Here is a 14,407-nt window from a genome sequence, read left to right as displayed (position 1 = left end):
CAGTGACTTAATAGAAAATTTGAAGAATCTGTTAAGTCACTTTTTCTTTTAACTATTTTAAATACATGTTAAGAAGATTTATAAGAAGCTGTGTAGATCAGGTGTTTTTAGTTTTCTAATTTATATTTACTACTAAATAATCTTAAAGAGGTTAAAATTGCTCCAATCATACAAATAACTGCCGCAGCTATATATACAGCTTTCATGCCGTAAATAAATGCATCATTTCTTCCTACTACGTAATCTGTTACATTGTATCCAATTTTATAGCTCATCATGCTATACAAAAGAGTTGTGGATAAAGCTATGCCGCATACCATTCCCAAATTTCTTACAAGTCCATTTACACTTCCTGCAATACCCAGCTTATCCTTTGATACTGTTGACATTATTAAAGAAGTATTAGGTGATTGGAATAACCCATTACCCAGTGACATAACCCCTATGAAAATTACCATGCTTATAGTTGAAGAGTTCTCATTTAGAGTTGACATTAATATTAAACCTAAACTTAAAACTACTAACCCAATAAAAGTTAAAATTTCTGAGCCTATTTTATCTGATAAATGTCCACTAAGAGGTGCCACTACAGACAAAACTAATGGATAGATCATAAGTAATAAACCAGTAGATGAAGGTGAAAAATTCATCACATCCTGAAGATAAAAAGGTTGAATAATAGTTGAGCAAAAGATGGCTACAAAGGATATGAATCCACAAAATATACTGAGTGAAAACAATTTATTTTCGAAAATTTCTAGCTGTAATAAAGGGTCTTCACATTTCTTTTCCACCATAACAAATACAATAAAAGAAATAATTGCAATTAAAAACCCTAATAAAATTATGGGCTGAGTAAATCCAACCTCTTGACCTTTACCTAAAGCTACAAATAGAGAAACTATAGCAAACATAAACAATAACGCTCCTAGTACATCCAATTTTCCATTTGCTTTTTTGTGTTCTTTAGGAAGTACCTTAAAACTATAAAATAAAATTATTATACCTATTGGTACATTTATTAAAAAAATATATTCCCAACTAGTGGCTTGTACTATAAATCCTCCCAGTGGTGGTCCAACTAAAGCTCCAAGTGCCACGAAGGTTCCTGAGATTCCTAGTGCTTTCCCTCTTTCATTTGATGGAAATACTGCAGTGATAATCCCTTGGCTGTTTGCCATAGTGGCTGCGGCTCCTATTGCCTGTATTACTCTAGCGAGAACTAAAACAAACAGTGAGCTTGTTACTCCACAAAATAAAGAACCAAGTGTAAACAAAGCTATTCCAAACTTGAATATCTTTGTTTTAGAAGTTATATCCCCCAATCTTCCAAAAACTAATATAGTTGCTGAAATTATAATTAAATAACTGGTTACTACCAGTTGAATACCTGCTGATGTTACATTTAAAGATTTAGCCATTACAGGTAAAGCTACATTTACAATGCTACTATCTAGGGTAGACATAAAAACTACCATTACAATTATAACTAGAATTACCCATCTGTTTTTATTACTGATATTATTTGTTACTTTCATTTATATTCTCCTTTTATCCTTATAATTTAAAATTTTTCATATTATTTAAAATTTTATTCAATGAATCTAGGGTAATAACTTTCTCCTTTTCACTTAAATCATTTGTTATTAGACCTTCCAACTTATGAATTTCATTGAGCACTTTTGGAATTATAATCTTAGCCTTCCGTGTTAAATATAATTTATATGCTCTAGAATCGGCTTCATCCTCTTTTCTATCTAAGTATCCAAGGTTTATAAGTTTTGTGACAGTCCTAGCTGACATTGCCTTATCAAAACCTAATTCTTTACTTATTTTATTCTGGCTTATACCTTCATTTTCATTTAATGCAAGTAAATATGGGTAAGAACCACTGCTTAATTCATATTTCTTTAACACCTTATCCAAATAAACCTGGGTGGTTCTAAAAATTTTATTATTGAGTTTAATTAAATGCATTATATCTTCTTTCAAAATTTAACCTCCTTATACTCAAGTATCTTAAAAAACTTCTTGTTTTAATTGACAAGTCAACCTTATTATAGAACGATTTTGTTGACTCGTCAACTATATATTTAAACCAAAAATACAGGTATATTTTAAAACTTCTGTAGAACATTATATATATAGTAGGTTAAAAAATATTATGTGCTATGGAGGTGTATAAAATGTCAACGAAAAGTACAATTTATGAAGTTACAATAACAGAAGAGGGGCTTGAAAATTATAACCGTGATACGATTAGTGCAAAAGACATGGCTGAAAATTTAGGCATTGATGCCGTGATGACTGATTTTCAGTGGGATGAAGATATGGAGAGAGGTTTGATTCTTACTGCCAGAATCATAGATGATATATCAGTAGAAGATGCTTTATCTGAATTGAAAAATGCTGACTATATTGATCATGTAGAAGAAAGTTAGCAAAATAAATTGTGCCCGCAATTTGTTAATATACCCCGGGAAATTTTCTGAAGGAGACTGCAACTGCGGATAATTATTATAAAAGGTAACGTAAGTTACGGACTTTTATCACTAATAGTAATATACTGTAATCAAGAAATTTAAGGGGGTAACAGCATGAAAAGCTTAATTAAAAATATAGAATTCTCGAAAGTAATTGATTTAAAGAACTTAATATCTTATCAAGAGGCCCAGGTTATAAGTAGAACGATTGCGCAGACACCATCTGTGAGTATTACATTATTCTCATTGGATAAAGGAGAAGGTATCAGCACCCACGTAACTCCTGGAGACGCTATGGTTCAAGTATTAGATGGTGAAGCGGAAATTACCATCGATAATGATATTTTCAATGTTAAGGCAGGCGAAACAATAATCATGCCTTCTAATGTTCCTCATGGACTTGAAGCTCGCGCAAGATTCCAAATGCTTTTAACGGTGATAAAAGGTTAAATAATTAAGGTTGTAGCAATGGCAGTTATGTGGTGGACATAATAGATGTTAGTTTAATTAAAAAAAAAGCACTAAAAACTTTTCTGTTGATTTAAAATGGATCCTATGTCAAGGACATTTAAAAAAGACTATGCAACTAAAAGTTGATTTCTGTATTGTACAGGAGTCAACTTTTTTAATTCCCATTGATATCTATAGTTGTTATAATAATCCATATAATTATCAATTAGATTCTGTAAATCAGTAAATGTATCACAACTTTTATAGTCAATCTCATCCTTCATATGACCAAAAAATGATTCTTGTGGGGCATTGTCCCAACAGTTTCCTCTTCTAGACATTGACTGTCCAAGTTTATATTTTTTAAGTAGTTTTTGAAATTTGGGACTGGTATAATGAGCCCCTTGATCAGAATGTATAAACGATTCTGAAGTCAATAATTTCTTATGACGTCTAATTAATCTTTCAATCGTTTCCGTTGCAATATCTAATGTAATGCGCTTAGACAGGTGGTATGAAAGTATTTCGTTTGTAGAAGCATCTTTAATTGTTGATAAATAAGCCATACAAGAAGCTCCATATGGCATATAAGTGATATCCGTTAACAAAACCTTTCCAGCTATGTCCTGTTTGAATTTTCTATTTAAAAGATTTGGTACAACAGTATGTTCTCGAGTTGCTTTCATCATCCTACGATAAGGATTTGCTTTCCTAATTGGACATTTGATATTATATTTACGCATAATTCTTTGAATACATTTTCTATTAATAATTAAATTGAACTCTTGCTCGAGTACCATCTTAATAGAACGTGAACCCTTCTTGTAACCCCTATGTTCAAATGCCTTAAGAACTATTTTCCTTAATTGTAAATCTCTTTGTTCTCGAATATTACGTGTAGATTCTGATTTTAGGTAATTATAATAACCTGATCTTGATACTCCAATTACACCACATAGATGTCTAATCATATTTTTATATTTAGATTTAGAGAGAATGTTCTGAATAAGTGCAAAAATTGAAGAGATCCTTAAACTACCGTTTTTCACCTGCCTTTCTTGCAGCTCGATTTTTTTTAATAGTTCTGCTTCTGCCTTCCAGTATTCAATCTCAGCATCTTTTCTTGTGATTATTTCTTCTAGGGTTAATTCACGTTTAAGTGGGCGTCCACTGCTGAATTTTCTAGTATCTCTAAGGCCTAATTCGCCAGATTCCTTATAAGCCTTGCGCCACCTCTTACTAGAAGACTTGATTCTAGTATTACCAAGTGTTTCTATATCGAACCCTGCATCTTGAAAAATCTGAGACGATAATTTCCCCATTATATGCTCAGCTACAAATAAGGATTTGAACTCATCTGTATATGTAATTCCTTTTTCACTAACTCGTTTAATATATCTGTTTTTTGAGAGCGCTAAAATTTGTTCATTAGTAAATACTTTTTTACTCATAATGCTCACAACCTTTCTAATTTAATTGTACAAAAAAAAATCCCATATGAATAGACTTTTTTAGTGTCTATCATATAGGATCCATTTTAATTAGTTTTTAGTGCTTTTGTTTTTAGGAATTCTAAAGCAATATCCTATTTTTTAAGAAACTTAATCTATTTTATTAAATTCGACAAATTATTTAAATAAAGATACTACTAGCTACTATCCTACGGTATAATAAAGTGTAAGATTTTAAAAATGGTTGTATAAAATAAACTAATAAAGCATCTTGAAAATAGACTAGCGCATTAACTTGTTATTTTTTTGAAGATTTCTAAAGGGTTAAATTATCAATAATTAATAAAATCATATAAGAGTAAGGAGAGAGTGGGGTAATAATTTATGATAATAATAAGAAACTTATTAGGGATTGTAATGTTATTTGGTGTTTTATATCTAGTATCAAATAATAAGGCTAATCTTAATAAAAAATTAATTATTAAGGCATTTGCTATACAATTTGTAGTGGCAATCTTATTAGTTAAAGTTCCATTGGGAAGAGTAATTATACAAAATGTATCGGATGGGGTTAGTAATGTCTTAAACTATGGTAGTGAGGGACTAAATTTTGTATTTGGATCATTAGCAGACGGCAAAGCACCAACAGGAATGGTATTTGGCATACAAGTATTAGGTAACATAATATTCGTATCAGCATTGGTTTCAGCTTTATTTTATCTAGGAGTTTTAGGGTTTATTATTAAGATAATAGGTGGGGCGATAGGAAAAGTTATTGGAACAAGCAAGGTAGAAAGTTTTGTGGCAGTAGCAAATATGTTTTTAGGGCAAACAGATTCACCATTACTTGTAAGCAAGTATCTACCTAAAATGACTGAAAGTGAAATAATGCTAGTGCTTGTATCAGGTATGGGTAGTATGTCGGTTAGTGTAATAATGGGATATGTTGGTCTTGGAATACCTATGGAATATCTTTTAATTGGTAGTACATTAGTGCCACTCGGAAGTATAATTATTTCTAAAATATTAATTCCTGAGGTAGAAGTGGCGAGTGAAATAGATAATTTAAAAATAGATAATAAGGGTGATAATGAAAACTTAATATCAGCTATTTCAGAAGGCGCATCTGCAGGACTTAATATGGCTCTTGGAATTGGTGCAGTGCTTATAGCAATAGTAGCACTAGTTGCAATGCTTAATGGGTTCCTTGGAATCTTTGGAGTATCACTCGAAGGAATACTCGGATATGCATTTGCACCAATAGGTTATTTAATGGGTGTTCCGAATGACCAAGTATTACTTGCAGGGCAATTACTTGGAAGTAAGATGGCGTTAAATGAGTTTGTAGCATTTGGACAACTTGGTAAAGTAATAAGCACATTAGATTATAGAACAGGACTTATGCTTGCAGTATCATTAACAGGTTTTGCAAATATATCAAGTATGGGAATCTGTGTATCAGGAATATCAGTATTCTGTCCAGATAAGAGAGGACAACTATCAAAACTTGCTTTTAGAGGGATGATAGGTGGTTTCTGTGTAAGTGTATTAAGTGCATTAATTGTAGGCTTGATTATTGCAATTTAAAATATTATAACAATGATGAGAGTCAATGTTTCTAAAACAAGCAGTTACAAAGTTAGTTATATAAAATAATAATATAAAAAAAGATGTGGGCTTCATAGTTTAAAATGAAGCCCATATCTTTTTTTGTAAATTGAAGTTTTTTTCAGCAGCTTCCTGACTAGTTTTGATTTTTATTCAAATCTACATGGAGTACATGCGTAAGCTCTGGACTATAACTAGCAAGTTGCCCATTTTTTATCTCAACAAAGATATCTCCAGAGCGGTTGTAAGGCATTAGCAAATATGGTAAAATAATAAAAGAAAATGCGATTTTTAGACGTTATAGAATATGGAGGGAAGAGTTTATGACAGAAAAGGAAAAAATGTTAAGTGGGAAACCATATAAAGCATTCGAAGAAGAACTATCATCTGAACGCCAATATGCAAAAGAAATGATATTTGACTATAACACTCTACGCCCAAGTCAATGTGAGAAGCAAAAGGAAATTGTAAAAAAATTATTAGGTGTAGTTGGAAATGGGTTCCATATAGAATCACCATTTCGATGTGACTATGGATATAATATTTTTATTGGAGAAAATTTTTATAGTAACTACAATTGTACTATTTTAGATTGCGCTAAGGTTACAATTGGTGATAATGTTATGTTTGCACCAAACGTAAGCCTTTTTACTGCAGGTCATCCTATTCATTTTGAACCTCGAAATGCAGCACTTGAATATGCATTTCCAATTAATATAGGCGATAATGTTTGGATAGGAGGCGGTGTTATAGTGAATCCAGGAATTACTATTGGTGATAATGTAGTGATTGGCTCTGGTAGCGTTGTAACTAAAAATATTGCATCTAATTCTATAGCTGTAGGTAATCCTTGTAAAATAATAAGAGAAGTTACAGAGGAAGATAAGAAATACTACTTTAAAACTTTAAAATTTAATAAATAGAATACCCCTATAAAATAGGTGTTTACAAATAACACCGGCTAGATAGCAATTGATAAATATCTTTCGAAATGTTTGACATAAAAATACTCCTCCTTGCAATTTTTGATAATTAGCTTATCTCAATTATTGCCAAGAAAGAGTACTTTTTATTCTGTTTACACAAAATTATTTACAGGCCTTATCTATATCAATCATTCATAAATAGAATAATAGGTCTTATTTATGAATACATTTATAACTTGCCAAATTTTTTAAGATGGTCAATCACACTCATTGCATTCGTGTCTTTTACATTCATTGCAATCGTGTCTTTTACATTCATTGCAATCGTGTCTTTTACATTCATTACAATCGTGTCTTTTACATTCATTGCATTCGTGCCTTTTACATTCATCGCATTCATGTCTTTTACATTCATTACAATCGTGTCTTTTACATTCATTGCATTCGTGTCTTTTACATTCATCGCATTCATGTCTTTTACATTCATTGCAATCGTGTCTTTTACATTCATTGCATTCGTGTCTTTTACATTCATTACAATCGTGTCTTTTACATTCATTGCATTCGCGTCTATTACATTCATCGCATTCATGTCTTTTACATTCATTGCATTCGTGTCTTTTACATTCATCGCAATCATGTCTTTTACACTCATTCCATTCGAGTCTTTTACATTCATTACAATCGTGTATGAGGGACTTTTTACGTTGTTGTTTATCATATTCGCTCATATCAGCGTGCCAATAACTATACATAGTTTTACCTCCTAGCAGTATCAGTTTTTCTAACTGCTACTCTATGTTATTCAGATAAAGATATATTGTGATTAATTATCTAGTATTAAAATGTTTGAGGACTAGTTGCACCGAAAGGTAAGCTAAGAAAAAATATTAATAGGTTAACAGAGGGGATGTGGTAACTTTTAACCATGCTGAGTTATATATCACTTATAATATGACTTGATGGTGTCATATTATAAGTGTATACTAAAGTAGGGTGATAAAATGCAAATTAACCGATTATTCGAAATCGTATATATCCTGCTTGATAAAAAAACAGTAACGTCTAAGGAGCTTGCAGAGCGATTTGAAGTATCAACAAGGACAATTTATCGTGACATTGAAACGCTGTCCTCTGCGGGAATTCCTGTATATATGAGCAAAGGTAAAGGAGGAGGAATTTCTCTTTTATCTGATTTTGTGCTTAACAAAGCTGTTTTAACTGAGAAAGAGAAAGCGAATATTATATCTTCTTTAAAGGCTGTAAGTTCAGTCAATCTTAGTGAAACAGATACCGCACTTGAAAAACTAAGCAGTTTATTTGGGGAAACTAATACAGACTGGATTGAGGTGGATTTTACATCTTGGCATAATGCAGAAGAAGAAAAAGAGCTGTTTTGCAACTTGAAATCTGCGATACTGAGTAAAAATACCATTTCATTTTCTTATTCTAGTGGCAAGGGTGAAAATACAAAACGTCAAGTTTATCCTCTAAAACTGTGTTTTAAAGGACAAAGTTGGTATTTGTACGGATACTGCAAAACAAGGTGCGATAATAGATTTTTCAAGTTAAGACGAATGAAATCGTTATCTGTTCTTGATGAAACTTTTCATAAACGACCACCCACACAAGTGTTTAGTAAAAAAGATATGTTAAAAGAAGATTTTATTACACTAACGCTCAAACTATCAAAAAAGATGGCTTATCGTATATATGATGAATTTAACACTTTTGAACAGCTTGAAGATGGTAGTTTTATTGCAGAAATTATTTTTCCAAAGGGAGATTTGATTTTTAACTATATCACTTCTTTTGGCGAGGATTGTGAAGTGTTATCTACTGAAGAAGTTAGACTTGATGTGAAAACAAAGCTTCAAAATACTCTTAAAAACTATTTATAATATGACATACAGTTGTCAGAGTAAGTGTCGTATAATAGCCTTATCAAATAAATGGAGGTTATTAAAAATGAATTATGAAATGGTAAATTTAGAGCAAAAAACAGTTGTCGGTGTTAGCGCAATTACTAGTAACAGTGATCCTAAAATGAGTGCAGTTATTGGTGGACTTTGGGAAAAGTTATATCAAGGTGGAGTGAATCCTGCAATCAAAAATAAGATTAATGAGTACGCTATTGGACTTTATTCTGACTACTCAAATGACCAATATTGTGTGACTGCAGGCAATGAGGTTTCAAAACCAGAGAATGATGAACTGGCTGTAAAAATTATTCCTGCAGGAAAATATGCAAAGTTTTCAGTACACGGACATATGGAAAAAGTAGTTGCCGAGGCTTGGGGCGAAATCTGGAAAATGGACTTGAACAGAAGTTTTACTGGAGATTTCGAGGAATATCATAACAGTGATTGGGAGAATGCAGACATTGATATTTACATTGCATTAAAATAAAATCCAATTTAGTGGGTGTGAAAGGAGTGTGATAATATGGAGATTATAACATTAACAAAGGATTTCTTCTCGCTGATACATCACAACCATTTTATGAACTTTTATATTTACCTTTTAAAGAAAATATATCAAAGCCCCAGTTCAAACCTCATGTGAAAACACCACAAATTATAGAGCGAGGATTTGTTTTGTATTACTCAAATCAATGTCCTTTTACAATTAAGCATGTTCCACTTATTGAAAATGTGGCAAAGCAAAAAGGAATTCCGTTCAAGAGTATCCTCTTTGAAACAACGGAGCAAGCACAAAATGCTCCTGCTCCGTTTACCACATATAGTCTGTTTTACAATGGTGAATTTCTGACAAACGAAATACTGTCAGAGAAAAAGTTTGAAAAGATATTAACTGAAAAGGGTTTGTAAGGAATTATTTGATTAAGAGATTTAGGGGTGGTTTAATGCATTACCAAGAATACAAATCTATTCTTTCGCCTAAAAACGGAATGAATATATATAGAGGTTGCAGTCATGGGTGCATTTATTGTGATAGTAGAAGTAGCTGTTACAATATGAAACATGATTTTTGTGATATTGAAATTAAGAGAAATGCACCCCAAATGCTTGAAGAGACATTAAAACGCAAACGAAAAAAATGTATGGTTGGTACAGGTGCTATGAGTGACCCATATATTCACGTAGAAGAAGAACTTTTGTATACTCGCAAATGCCTTGAAATCATAGATAAGTACGGCTTTGGACTTTCTATATTAACTAAATCAAATAGAATTTTACGTGACTTAGATTTGCTTAAAAGTATAAATAAAAAATCAAAATGTGTTGTGCAGATGACTTTAACTACATCTGATGAAAAGTTGTGTAGCACCATAGAACCTAACGTTTCAACTACAAAAGAGCGTTTTGAAACTTTGAAAATAATGAGTGAAAATGGAATTCCTACGGTGGTTTGGTTATCACCATTTTTGCCATTCATAAATGACAGCGAAGAAAATTTCCAAAGACTATTAGATTACTGTATTGAAGCAAAGGTTTATGGGATTATGTGTTTTGGAATTGGGTTAACGTTGCGTGAGGGAAATAGAGAATATTTTTATGAAAAATTAGATGAGTGTTTCCCCTATATGAAGCAAAAGTATATTAAAACGTTTGGTAATTCTTATGAGTGTCACAGCGATAACCACAGTAAACTTATGAAAATTTTGTATTACGAATGTAAAAAACATAGTATTTTAGTGGGAGTAGATAATGTTTTTTCCTACTTGAATTCATACGAAGATAAAAATTCAAATGATCAGATTAGTTTATTTTGATAAACTGGGCGGACTAGATTAGCTCGTCCAGTTTTGTATATTAGTAAATATCGACTTTATGAAAGGATACTCTGGACTATTTTGGGCATGTAAGGAAAGAAAACAGATCCATCACATGTTAATATGTGTGGATCTGAAATATATTAATTAAGATTCATTCGTTTATCGTTTTTAAATATCTTTCTTGAGGGGTTGCCCTCAACCCTGTAAACTCTATTGTTTGTTAAATCATAAATTGACGACCAAACGGTGTAGTGAGTCAAAATATAGCTTTATGAAACTATTATTATGATAAGATTATTTTCGATATTATGCAAGTATTTTAAGAAAATTTCTTTTAAAAATGATATAACTGTCTTTGATGAATATGTAAGCTCAATTAATACAGAGACTTTGGTTTGTCCATTTTGTGGCGCTAAACATGCATTATATCCATTTCGGGTACATGCTTTTACTACTTTTAGCACTATTAATCTACTAAAATCATATTGATTGTAAAAATTTATTACAAAGTGTGATAAATAATGATAATATTATGTATAAGAGTTACGACGCAGTTGTTAGATAATGTGCAGTAACAAAAGTTGAGGTTAGAAGGAGTTGATTAAATATGTCTGATAAAAATAATATTAATAATGAGAATCCCAATAATAATGAAAAACAAGATAAACAGAATTATTATCTTGGTGCTGGAATTGGAATTGGATTAGCATTTGGGGCAGCATTTGGAGTACTATTTAATAATATAGCTATTGGAGCTGGATTGGGTATGCTTCTTGGGATAGTCATAGGTGTACTAATGGATAAAAATAAAAAGGATGTAAAAAGAGACTTAATTAAAGTTGTTTTAGTGAGTATTATAGGTGTAATTCTTGTATCATCGGTACCTAAGATTATTGATTATTTATGGTAATTTAACTGTTATTATATAAATTTACTGATGCACATCATTCTTAAAAGGCGCCTAACAAAGTGATACGCCTTTTATGGTTTTGTCATCTATGATAACTAGGGCTTACAGGTACGCTGGACCTTGTTGTAGGTTATTTATAATATGCTAATATACCTTTTTGGCGGGATAGGCAAAACTACCCAATTTAACTTCTTTGACCTTTTAATTTTTTTGCACGAAATCATAAATTTCATATTAATTAGGCAAAATAAATTTCCGATATTTATTATAAAATCCTATTTAATTCCAATGAGTGAAATTAAACCATTTGCTAAAGTTTCTCCCCGTCAACCGTATAGCCTTTTTTTAGTAGTACATTTCTTAATTTTACATTTGTATAAATTATCTGTTCTTTAAGTTCAATAACGCCTACATTCAAATAAAACTTTAAAGGTAATTTATCTATTGCTTCGTATTGGGTAGCTAGCCAACACTGGATTTCATAACCTTTTGGGCAATAACTATAGGAAACAGACTGAGAAAGCACGTTACCGAAAACTTCAGAATGTTTTAATCCTAAGTAAGCCGCAGCTAACCCACCTAAACTAAATTCACCGATTATGGACTCAGAACTTTTAGTAGAAATATTATAATTATCTCTGACCCATGGAATTATTTCTTTAACTATGATATTTCCGAAGGTAAATATGGCTTGCCTTTTTGGTGTACGGGAACCATTCATGTAAAAACGGGCCACCTCCCATTTTTATACATATTATATTTGAATTTACTCTGAATAATAGTGATATATGGTACATAATGGTATACTTTACTTATAAGTTGGTTCATAATGGTAATTTATTGTTCATTAAATGACTTTAAAATGAAGAGGGTTTTAATTAGGAAAAATATAGTTTAGATATTTGGGATGTGCTCGTTTGTTTAAAATAAAAAATATTTTACATATTAGGAATGGGAAAAACAAAAGACGTGAAAATTAAATTTCATGTCTTTTTCCTTTAATTATTAACATTATAAACAATTGTTTTTATTTTCAGTTAGACTTTCATTGTACATTTTTTTTGCTCTAAAGGCCCGATTACCGTATATTATTGATAATATAAGAAGAATTATAAAAGGCAGAAATCGTAAAATTACAACTGGGGTTTCAAAAATAAAAGCTCTCCAAAAGTCATCTCCATTTTTCTCCCATAGTCCAGGTGTTAAGTATCTCAAATTATTGGTTTTTAAACTAAACATATAAACTAACATACACACACAACTACAAATACACTGATCAATAAATCTTTTGTATCTTGCCAATTTTGATTCTGTATCTGAAAAAATATCCGACAAACCTATATTTGATAACTTAGGAATAAAATATTGTCCTCCTGATAATGATAATCGTGTTCCTGAAACATGCTCCCAACCAGCATCTTCAAATAAAATTTTATACTCCTCAAATTGTCTTTTACTTTTGAATACACGATAATCAACTCTATAATGTAAATCTACAGAATCTTCTTTAACAAAGGTATAAACTCCAAAAAAACTATATTTTTTAAGCACAAATCCACATTCAGCCATTTCATTTAAGTATTCTTCCTCTTTATCCATGTCTACGAACGTCTTAAATTTTCTCATGATTTTTGCTCCCTTCTACTATTAAACTACATTTTGAGAGATATTTATTAAATGCCTCATTCTAGCAATCTCCAGGTTTAATACCTCTTTTCCCTCATCAGTAAGCACATACACTTTTCTTCGTTTATCTTCACTTTCTACTGATCTTTAGCACTTAAAATAGCACAATATTTAATGGAAATAACGCATGTATTAACAAAAAAATACATGCGTTATAATTTTTTTAAGGAAATATATTCAATTTTATATAATATATTTGTATATAAAATTTAGGCTCTGTTAGACAATAATGTTGATATGAGTATATTCACCTAAAAATGTGCTACCTCAGACCGTCAAATCACCGAAAAAGCCAGCTCAGGCACCAAAAATATGCACAATGCAAGAACTAGGATTCCTATAAAAATAGCAGCTAGCTTTAAAAAGTGTGTCGTAACTTGATTCATAAAAAGAACATCACTAATTGAATTTTATCAAAACGTTAATCATTTTCTGGTTTTGTATCTAGAAGATTTTTTAATAGTTTTTGAAGCACGTCCACAATAGCGGTGATGATACTTGTTGCTAAAATACCCATTAGACTTAATGATATAGGACCTGCTGGGTCATCCCCTGAGACTTTAGCAATTACCTTTAAGGTTACTATCCCTAACACGATGAAGAAGATGGTTGTTAAACCACATTTCTTTATGACCTTCAAAGATTTAAGTGATAACTCGGAGAAAGCATTGTTCCTTTCAATATAGGTTAATAGTTTAAAAGCTTGATACAATGCAACAGAAAACGCAATACAGCATCCATAAGCATATCCTAATAATGGATATAGCGAGTAGTCCCTTGGATGTGCTTTTGGTTCTCTAATGGCTAGCCTAGGTAACCAAAAGATACACAAAGCAAGCACCGCAATTCCAATCAGAAAAATAATTACCTTTAAGAAAGTGGTTGAACCATGTTTAACATTCATTTAAAGCACCTCACTAACTTTATTCTAAAATGATTTTAACACATAATTTATCGTTTTACAATATATTGATATCGTTTTACAATATATTGATATCGCTTTTTATTATATTATTATTATTGTTGTATTATATCCTTTTAATTTTGACAAAAATAAAATAAGTTTTGCCTGTATAAATTGTAAGTTAGATTTTAGTTAGCTATAATATTCTTTAATTGTGACAATAAGGTAGTCCGATATTGGACTACCTTAT

The 14,407-nt window shown here is 31.1% G+C and carries 16 protein-coding genes and 2 pseudogenes; 9 read left to right on the top strand and 9 right to left on the bottom strand.

Annotated elements, in window-relative coordinates:
* Positions 1-107: 107 nt before the first annotated feature.
* Positions 108-1,538 (bottom strand): MFS transporter, encoded by a 1,431-nt coding sequence (locus ACWJKP_RS14285; RefSeq protein ID WP_165413980.1) that lies wholly within the window; start codon positions 1,536-1,538, stop codon positions 108-110.
* Positions 1,539-1,557: 19 nt separating this feature from the next.
* On the bottom strand, positions 1,558-1,992 hold the full coding sequence (locus tag ACWJKP_RS14280; protein WP_165413979.1) for a MarR family winged helix-turn-helix transcriptional regulator: 435 nt from the start codon (positions 1,990-1,992) through the stop codon (positions 1,558-1,560).
* 194 nt (positions 1,993-2,186) lie between these two features.
* On the opposite strand from ACWJKP_RS14280, the gene ACWJKP_RS14275 reads away from it, so the two are divergent.
* Positions 2,187-2,441, top strand: a complete 255-nt coding sequence (locus ACWJKP_RS14275) for a hypothetical protein (protein WP_165413978.1) — start codon at positions 2,187-2,189, stop codon at positions 2,439-2,441.
* Positions 2,442-2,597: 156 nt separating this feature from the next.
* Positions 2,598-2,933: a cupin domain-containing protein gene (locus ACWJKP_RS14270; RefSeq protein WP_165413977.1), complete on the top strand. Its 336-nt coding sequence runs from the start codon at positions 2,598-2,600 to the stop codon at positions 2,931-2,933.
* Between the two features lie 128 nt (positions 2,934-3,061).
* On the opposite strand, the gene ACWJKP_RS14265 is transcribed toward ACWJKP_RS14270, so the two are convergent.
* Positions 3,062-4,384, bottom strand: a complete 1,323-nt coding sequence (locus ACWJKP_RS14265) for an IS3 family transposase (protein ID WP_462961233.1) — start codon at positions 4,382-4,384, stop codon at positions 3,062-3,064.
* Positions 4,385-4,768: 384 nt separating this feature from the next.
* On the opposite strand from ACWJKP_RS14265, the gene ACWJKP_RS14260 reads away from it, so the two are divergent.
* Positions 4,769-5,971 carry a NupC/NupG family nucleoside CNT transporter gene (locus tag ACWJKP_RS14260; RefSeq protein WP_165413976.1) on the top strand — a complete coding sequence of 401 codons (1,203 nt, stop codon included), beginning with the start codon at positions 4,769-4,771 and terminating at the stop codon, positions 5,969-5,971.
* A 160-nt stretch (positions 5,972-6,131) separates the two neighbouring features.
* Here ACWJKP_RS14260 and ACWJKP_RS14255 read toward each other — a convergent pair.
* Positions 6,132-6,224, bottom strand: a pseudogene (locus ACWJKP_RS14255) (MerB-like organometallic lyase SaoL); the annotation flags it as partial.
* A gap of 91 nt (positions 6,225-6,315) precedes the next feature.
* Here ACWJKP_RS14255 and ACWJKP_RS14250 point away from each other — a divergent pair.
* On the top strand, positions 6,316-6,915 hold the full coding sequence (locus ACWJKP_RS14250) for a sugar O-acetyltransferase (protein WP_165413975.1): 600 nt from the start codon (positions 6,316-6,318) through the stop codon (positions 6,913-6,915).
* A gap of 232 nt (positions 6,916-7,147) precedes the next feature.
* Here ACWJKP_RS14250 and ACWJKP_RS14245 read toward each other — a convergent pair whose 3' ends face one another.
* The gene (locus ACWJKP_RS14245; RefSeq protein ID WP_462961232.1) at positions 7,148-7,639 is read right to left on the bottom strand and encodes a hypothetical protein; all 492 of its coding nucleotides are present in this window, start codon (positions 7,637-7,639) and stop codon (positions 7,148-7,150) included.
* Positions 7,640-7,922: 283 nt separating this feature from the next.
* Here ACWJKP_RS14245 and ACWJKP_RS14240 point away from each other — a divergent pair, with 283 nt between their 5' ends.
* The 4 genes from ACWJKP_RS14240 (at position 7,923) to ACWJKP_RS14225 (ending at position 10,654) form a co-directional block, all read left to right on the top strand.
* Positions 7,923-8,819, top strand: coding sequence for a helix-turn-helix transcriptional regulator (locus tag ACWJKP_RS14240; protein WP_462961231.1), 897 nt, complete (start codon positions 7,923-7,925; stop codon positions 8,817-8,819).
* A gap of 67 nt (positions 8,820-8,886) precedes the next feature.
* Entirely contained in the window at positions 8,887-9,327 is a 441-nt protein-coding gene (locus ACWJKP_RS14235; RefSeq protein ID WP_165413972.1) for a GyrI-like domain-containing protein, read from the top strand.
* Positions 9,328-9,479: 152 nt separating this feature from the next.
* Entirely contained in the window at positions 9,480-9,749 is a 270-nt protein-coding gene (locus ACWJKP_RS14230) for a YoaP domain-containing protein (RefSeq protein WP_462961230.1), read from the top strand.
* Positions 9,750-9,784: 35 nt separating this feature from the next.
* On the top strand, positions 9,785-10,654 hold the full coding sequence (locus ACWJKP_RS14225; RefSeq protein WP_165413971.1) for an SPL family radical SAM protein: 870 nt from the start codon (positions 9,785-9,787) through the stop codon (positions 10,652-10,654).
* 143 nt (positions 10,655-10,797) lie between these two features.
* Here the strand turns inward: ACWJKP_RS14225 and ACWJKP_RS14220 are convergent.
* Positions 10,798-10,905: pseudogene (locus tag ACWJKP_RS14220) on the bottom strand (C45 family autoproteolytic acyltransferase/hydolase); the annotation flags it as partial.
* A gap of 359 nt (positions 10,906-11,264) precedes the next feature.
* Here ACWJKP_RS14220 and ACWJKP_RS14215 point away from each other — a divergent pair.
* On the top strand, positions 11,265-11,567 hold the full coding sequence (locus ACWJKP_RS14215; RefSeq protein WP_462960723.1) for a hypothetical protein: 303 nt from the start codon (positions 11,265-11,267) through the stop codon (positions 11,565-11,567).
* A gap of 310 nt (positions 11,568-11,877) precedes the next feature.
* Here ACWJKP_RS14215 and ACWJKP_RS14210 read toward each other — a convergent pair whose 3' ends face one another.
* From ACWJKP_RS14210 to ACWJKP_RS14200, 3 genes are all read right to left on the bottom strand, one after another.
* On the bottom strand, positions 11,878-12,288 hold the full coding sequence (locus ACWJKP_RS14210) for an alpha/beta hydrolase (RefSeq protein WP_165413969.1): 411 nt from the start codon (positions 12,286-12,288) through the stop codon (positions 11,878-11,880).
* Positions 12,289-12,578: 290 nt separating this feature from the next.
* A complete protein-coding gene (locus ACWJKP_RS14205) occupies positions 12,579-13,193 on the bottom strand; it encodes a DUF2812 domain-containing protein (protein ID WP_165413968.1) in 615 nt (204 codons plus the stop codon).
* 481 nt (positions 13,194-13,674) lie between these two features.
* Positions 13,675-14,157, bottom strand: a complete 483-nt coding sequence (locus ACWJKP_RS14200; protein WP_165415061.1) for a DUF2975 domain-containing protein — start codon at positions 14,155-14,157, stop codon at positions 13,675-13,677.
* Positions 14,158-14,407: the final 250 nt, after the last annotated feature.

Source organism: Clostridium sp. CM037, assembly GCF_055081095.1.
Note: the sequence above shows the minus strand (reverse complement) of the source record. Positions and strands in the feature narration are given on the sequence as shown.

Bases quoted from the DNA above. Each gene is read 5' to 3' on its own strand.
- ACWJKP_RS14265 (WP_462961233.1), bottom strand. From the start codon at position 4,384: ATGAGTAAAAAAGTATTTACTAATGAACAAATTTTAGCGCTCTCAAAA.
- ACWJKP_RS14245 (WP_462961232.1), bottom strand. From the start codon at position 7,639: ATGATAAACAACAACGTAAAAAGTCCCTCATACACGATTGTAATGAAT.
- ACWJKP_RS14275 (WP_165413978.1), top strand. From the start codon at position 2,187: ATGTCAACGAAAAGTACAATTTATGAAGTTACAATAACAGAAGAGGGG.
- ACWJKP_RS14215 (WP_462960723.1), top strand. From the start codon at position 11,265: ATGTCTGATAAAAATAATATTAATAATGAGAATCCCAATAATAATGAA.
- ACWJKP_RS14260 (WP_165413976.1), top strand. From the start codon at position 4,769: ATGATAATAATAAGAAACTTATTAGGGATTGTAATGTTATTTGGTGTT.
- ACWJKP_RS14240 (WP_462961231.1), top strand. From the start codon at position 7,923: ATGCAAATTAACCGATTATTCGAAATCGTATATATCCTGCTTGATAAA.
- ACWJKP_RS14235 (WP_165413972.1), top strand. From the start codon at position 8,887: ATGAATTATGAAATGGTAAATTTAGAGCAAAAAACAGTTGTCGGTGTT.
- ACWJKP_RS14285 (WP_165413980.1), bottom strand. From the start codon at position 1,538: ATGAAAGTAACAAATAATATCAGTAATAAAAACAGATGGGTAATTCTA.
- ACWJKP_RS14200 (WP_165415061.1), bottom strand. From the start codon at position 14,157: ATGAATGTTAAACATGGTTCAACCACTTTCTTAAAGGTAATTATTTTT.
- ACWJKP_RS14270 (WP_165413977.1), top strand. From the start codon at position 2,598: ATGAAAAGCTTAATTAAAAATATAGAATTCTCGAAAGTAATTGATTTA.
- ACWJKP_RS14210 (WP_165413969.1), bottom strand. From the start codon at position 12,288: ATGAATGGTTCCCGTACACCAAAAAGGCAAGCCATATTTACCTTCGGA.
- ACWJKP_RS14205 (WP_165413968.1), bottom strand. From the start codon at position 13,193: ATGAGAAAATTTAAGACGTTCGTAGACATGGATAAAGAGGAAGAATAC.
- ACWJKP_RS14225 (WP_165413971.1), top strand. From the start codon at position 9,785: ATGCATTACCAAGAATACAAATCTATTCTTTCGCCTAAAAACGGAATG.
- ACWJKP_RS14250 (WP_165413975.1), top strand. From the start codon at position 6,316: ATGACAGAAAAGGAAAAAATGTTAAGTGGGAAACCATATAAAGCATTC.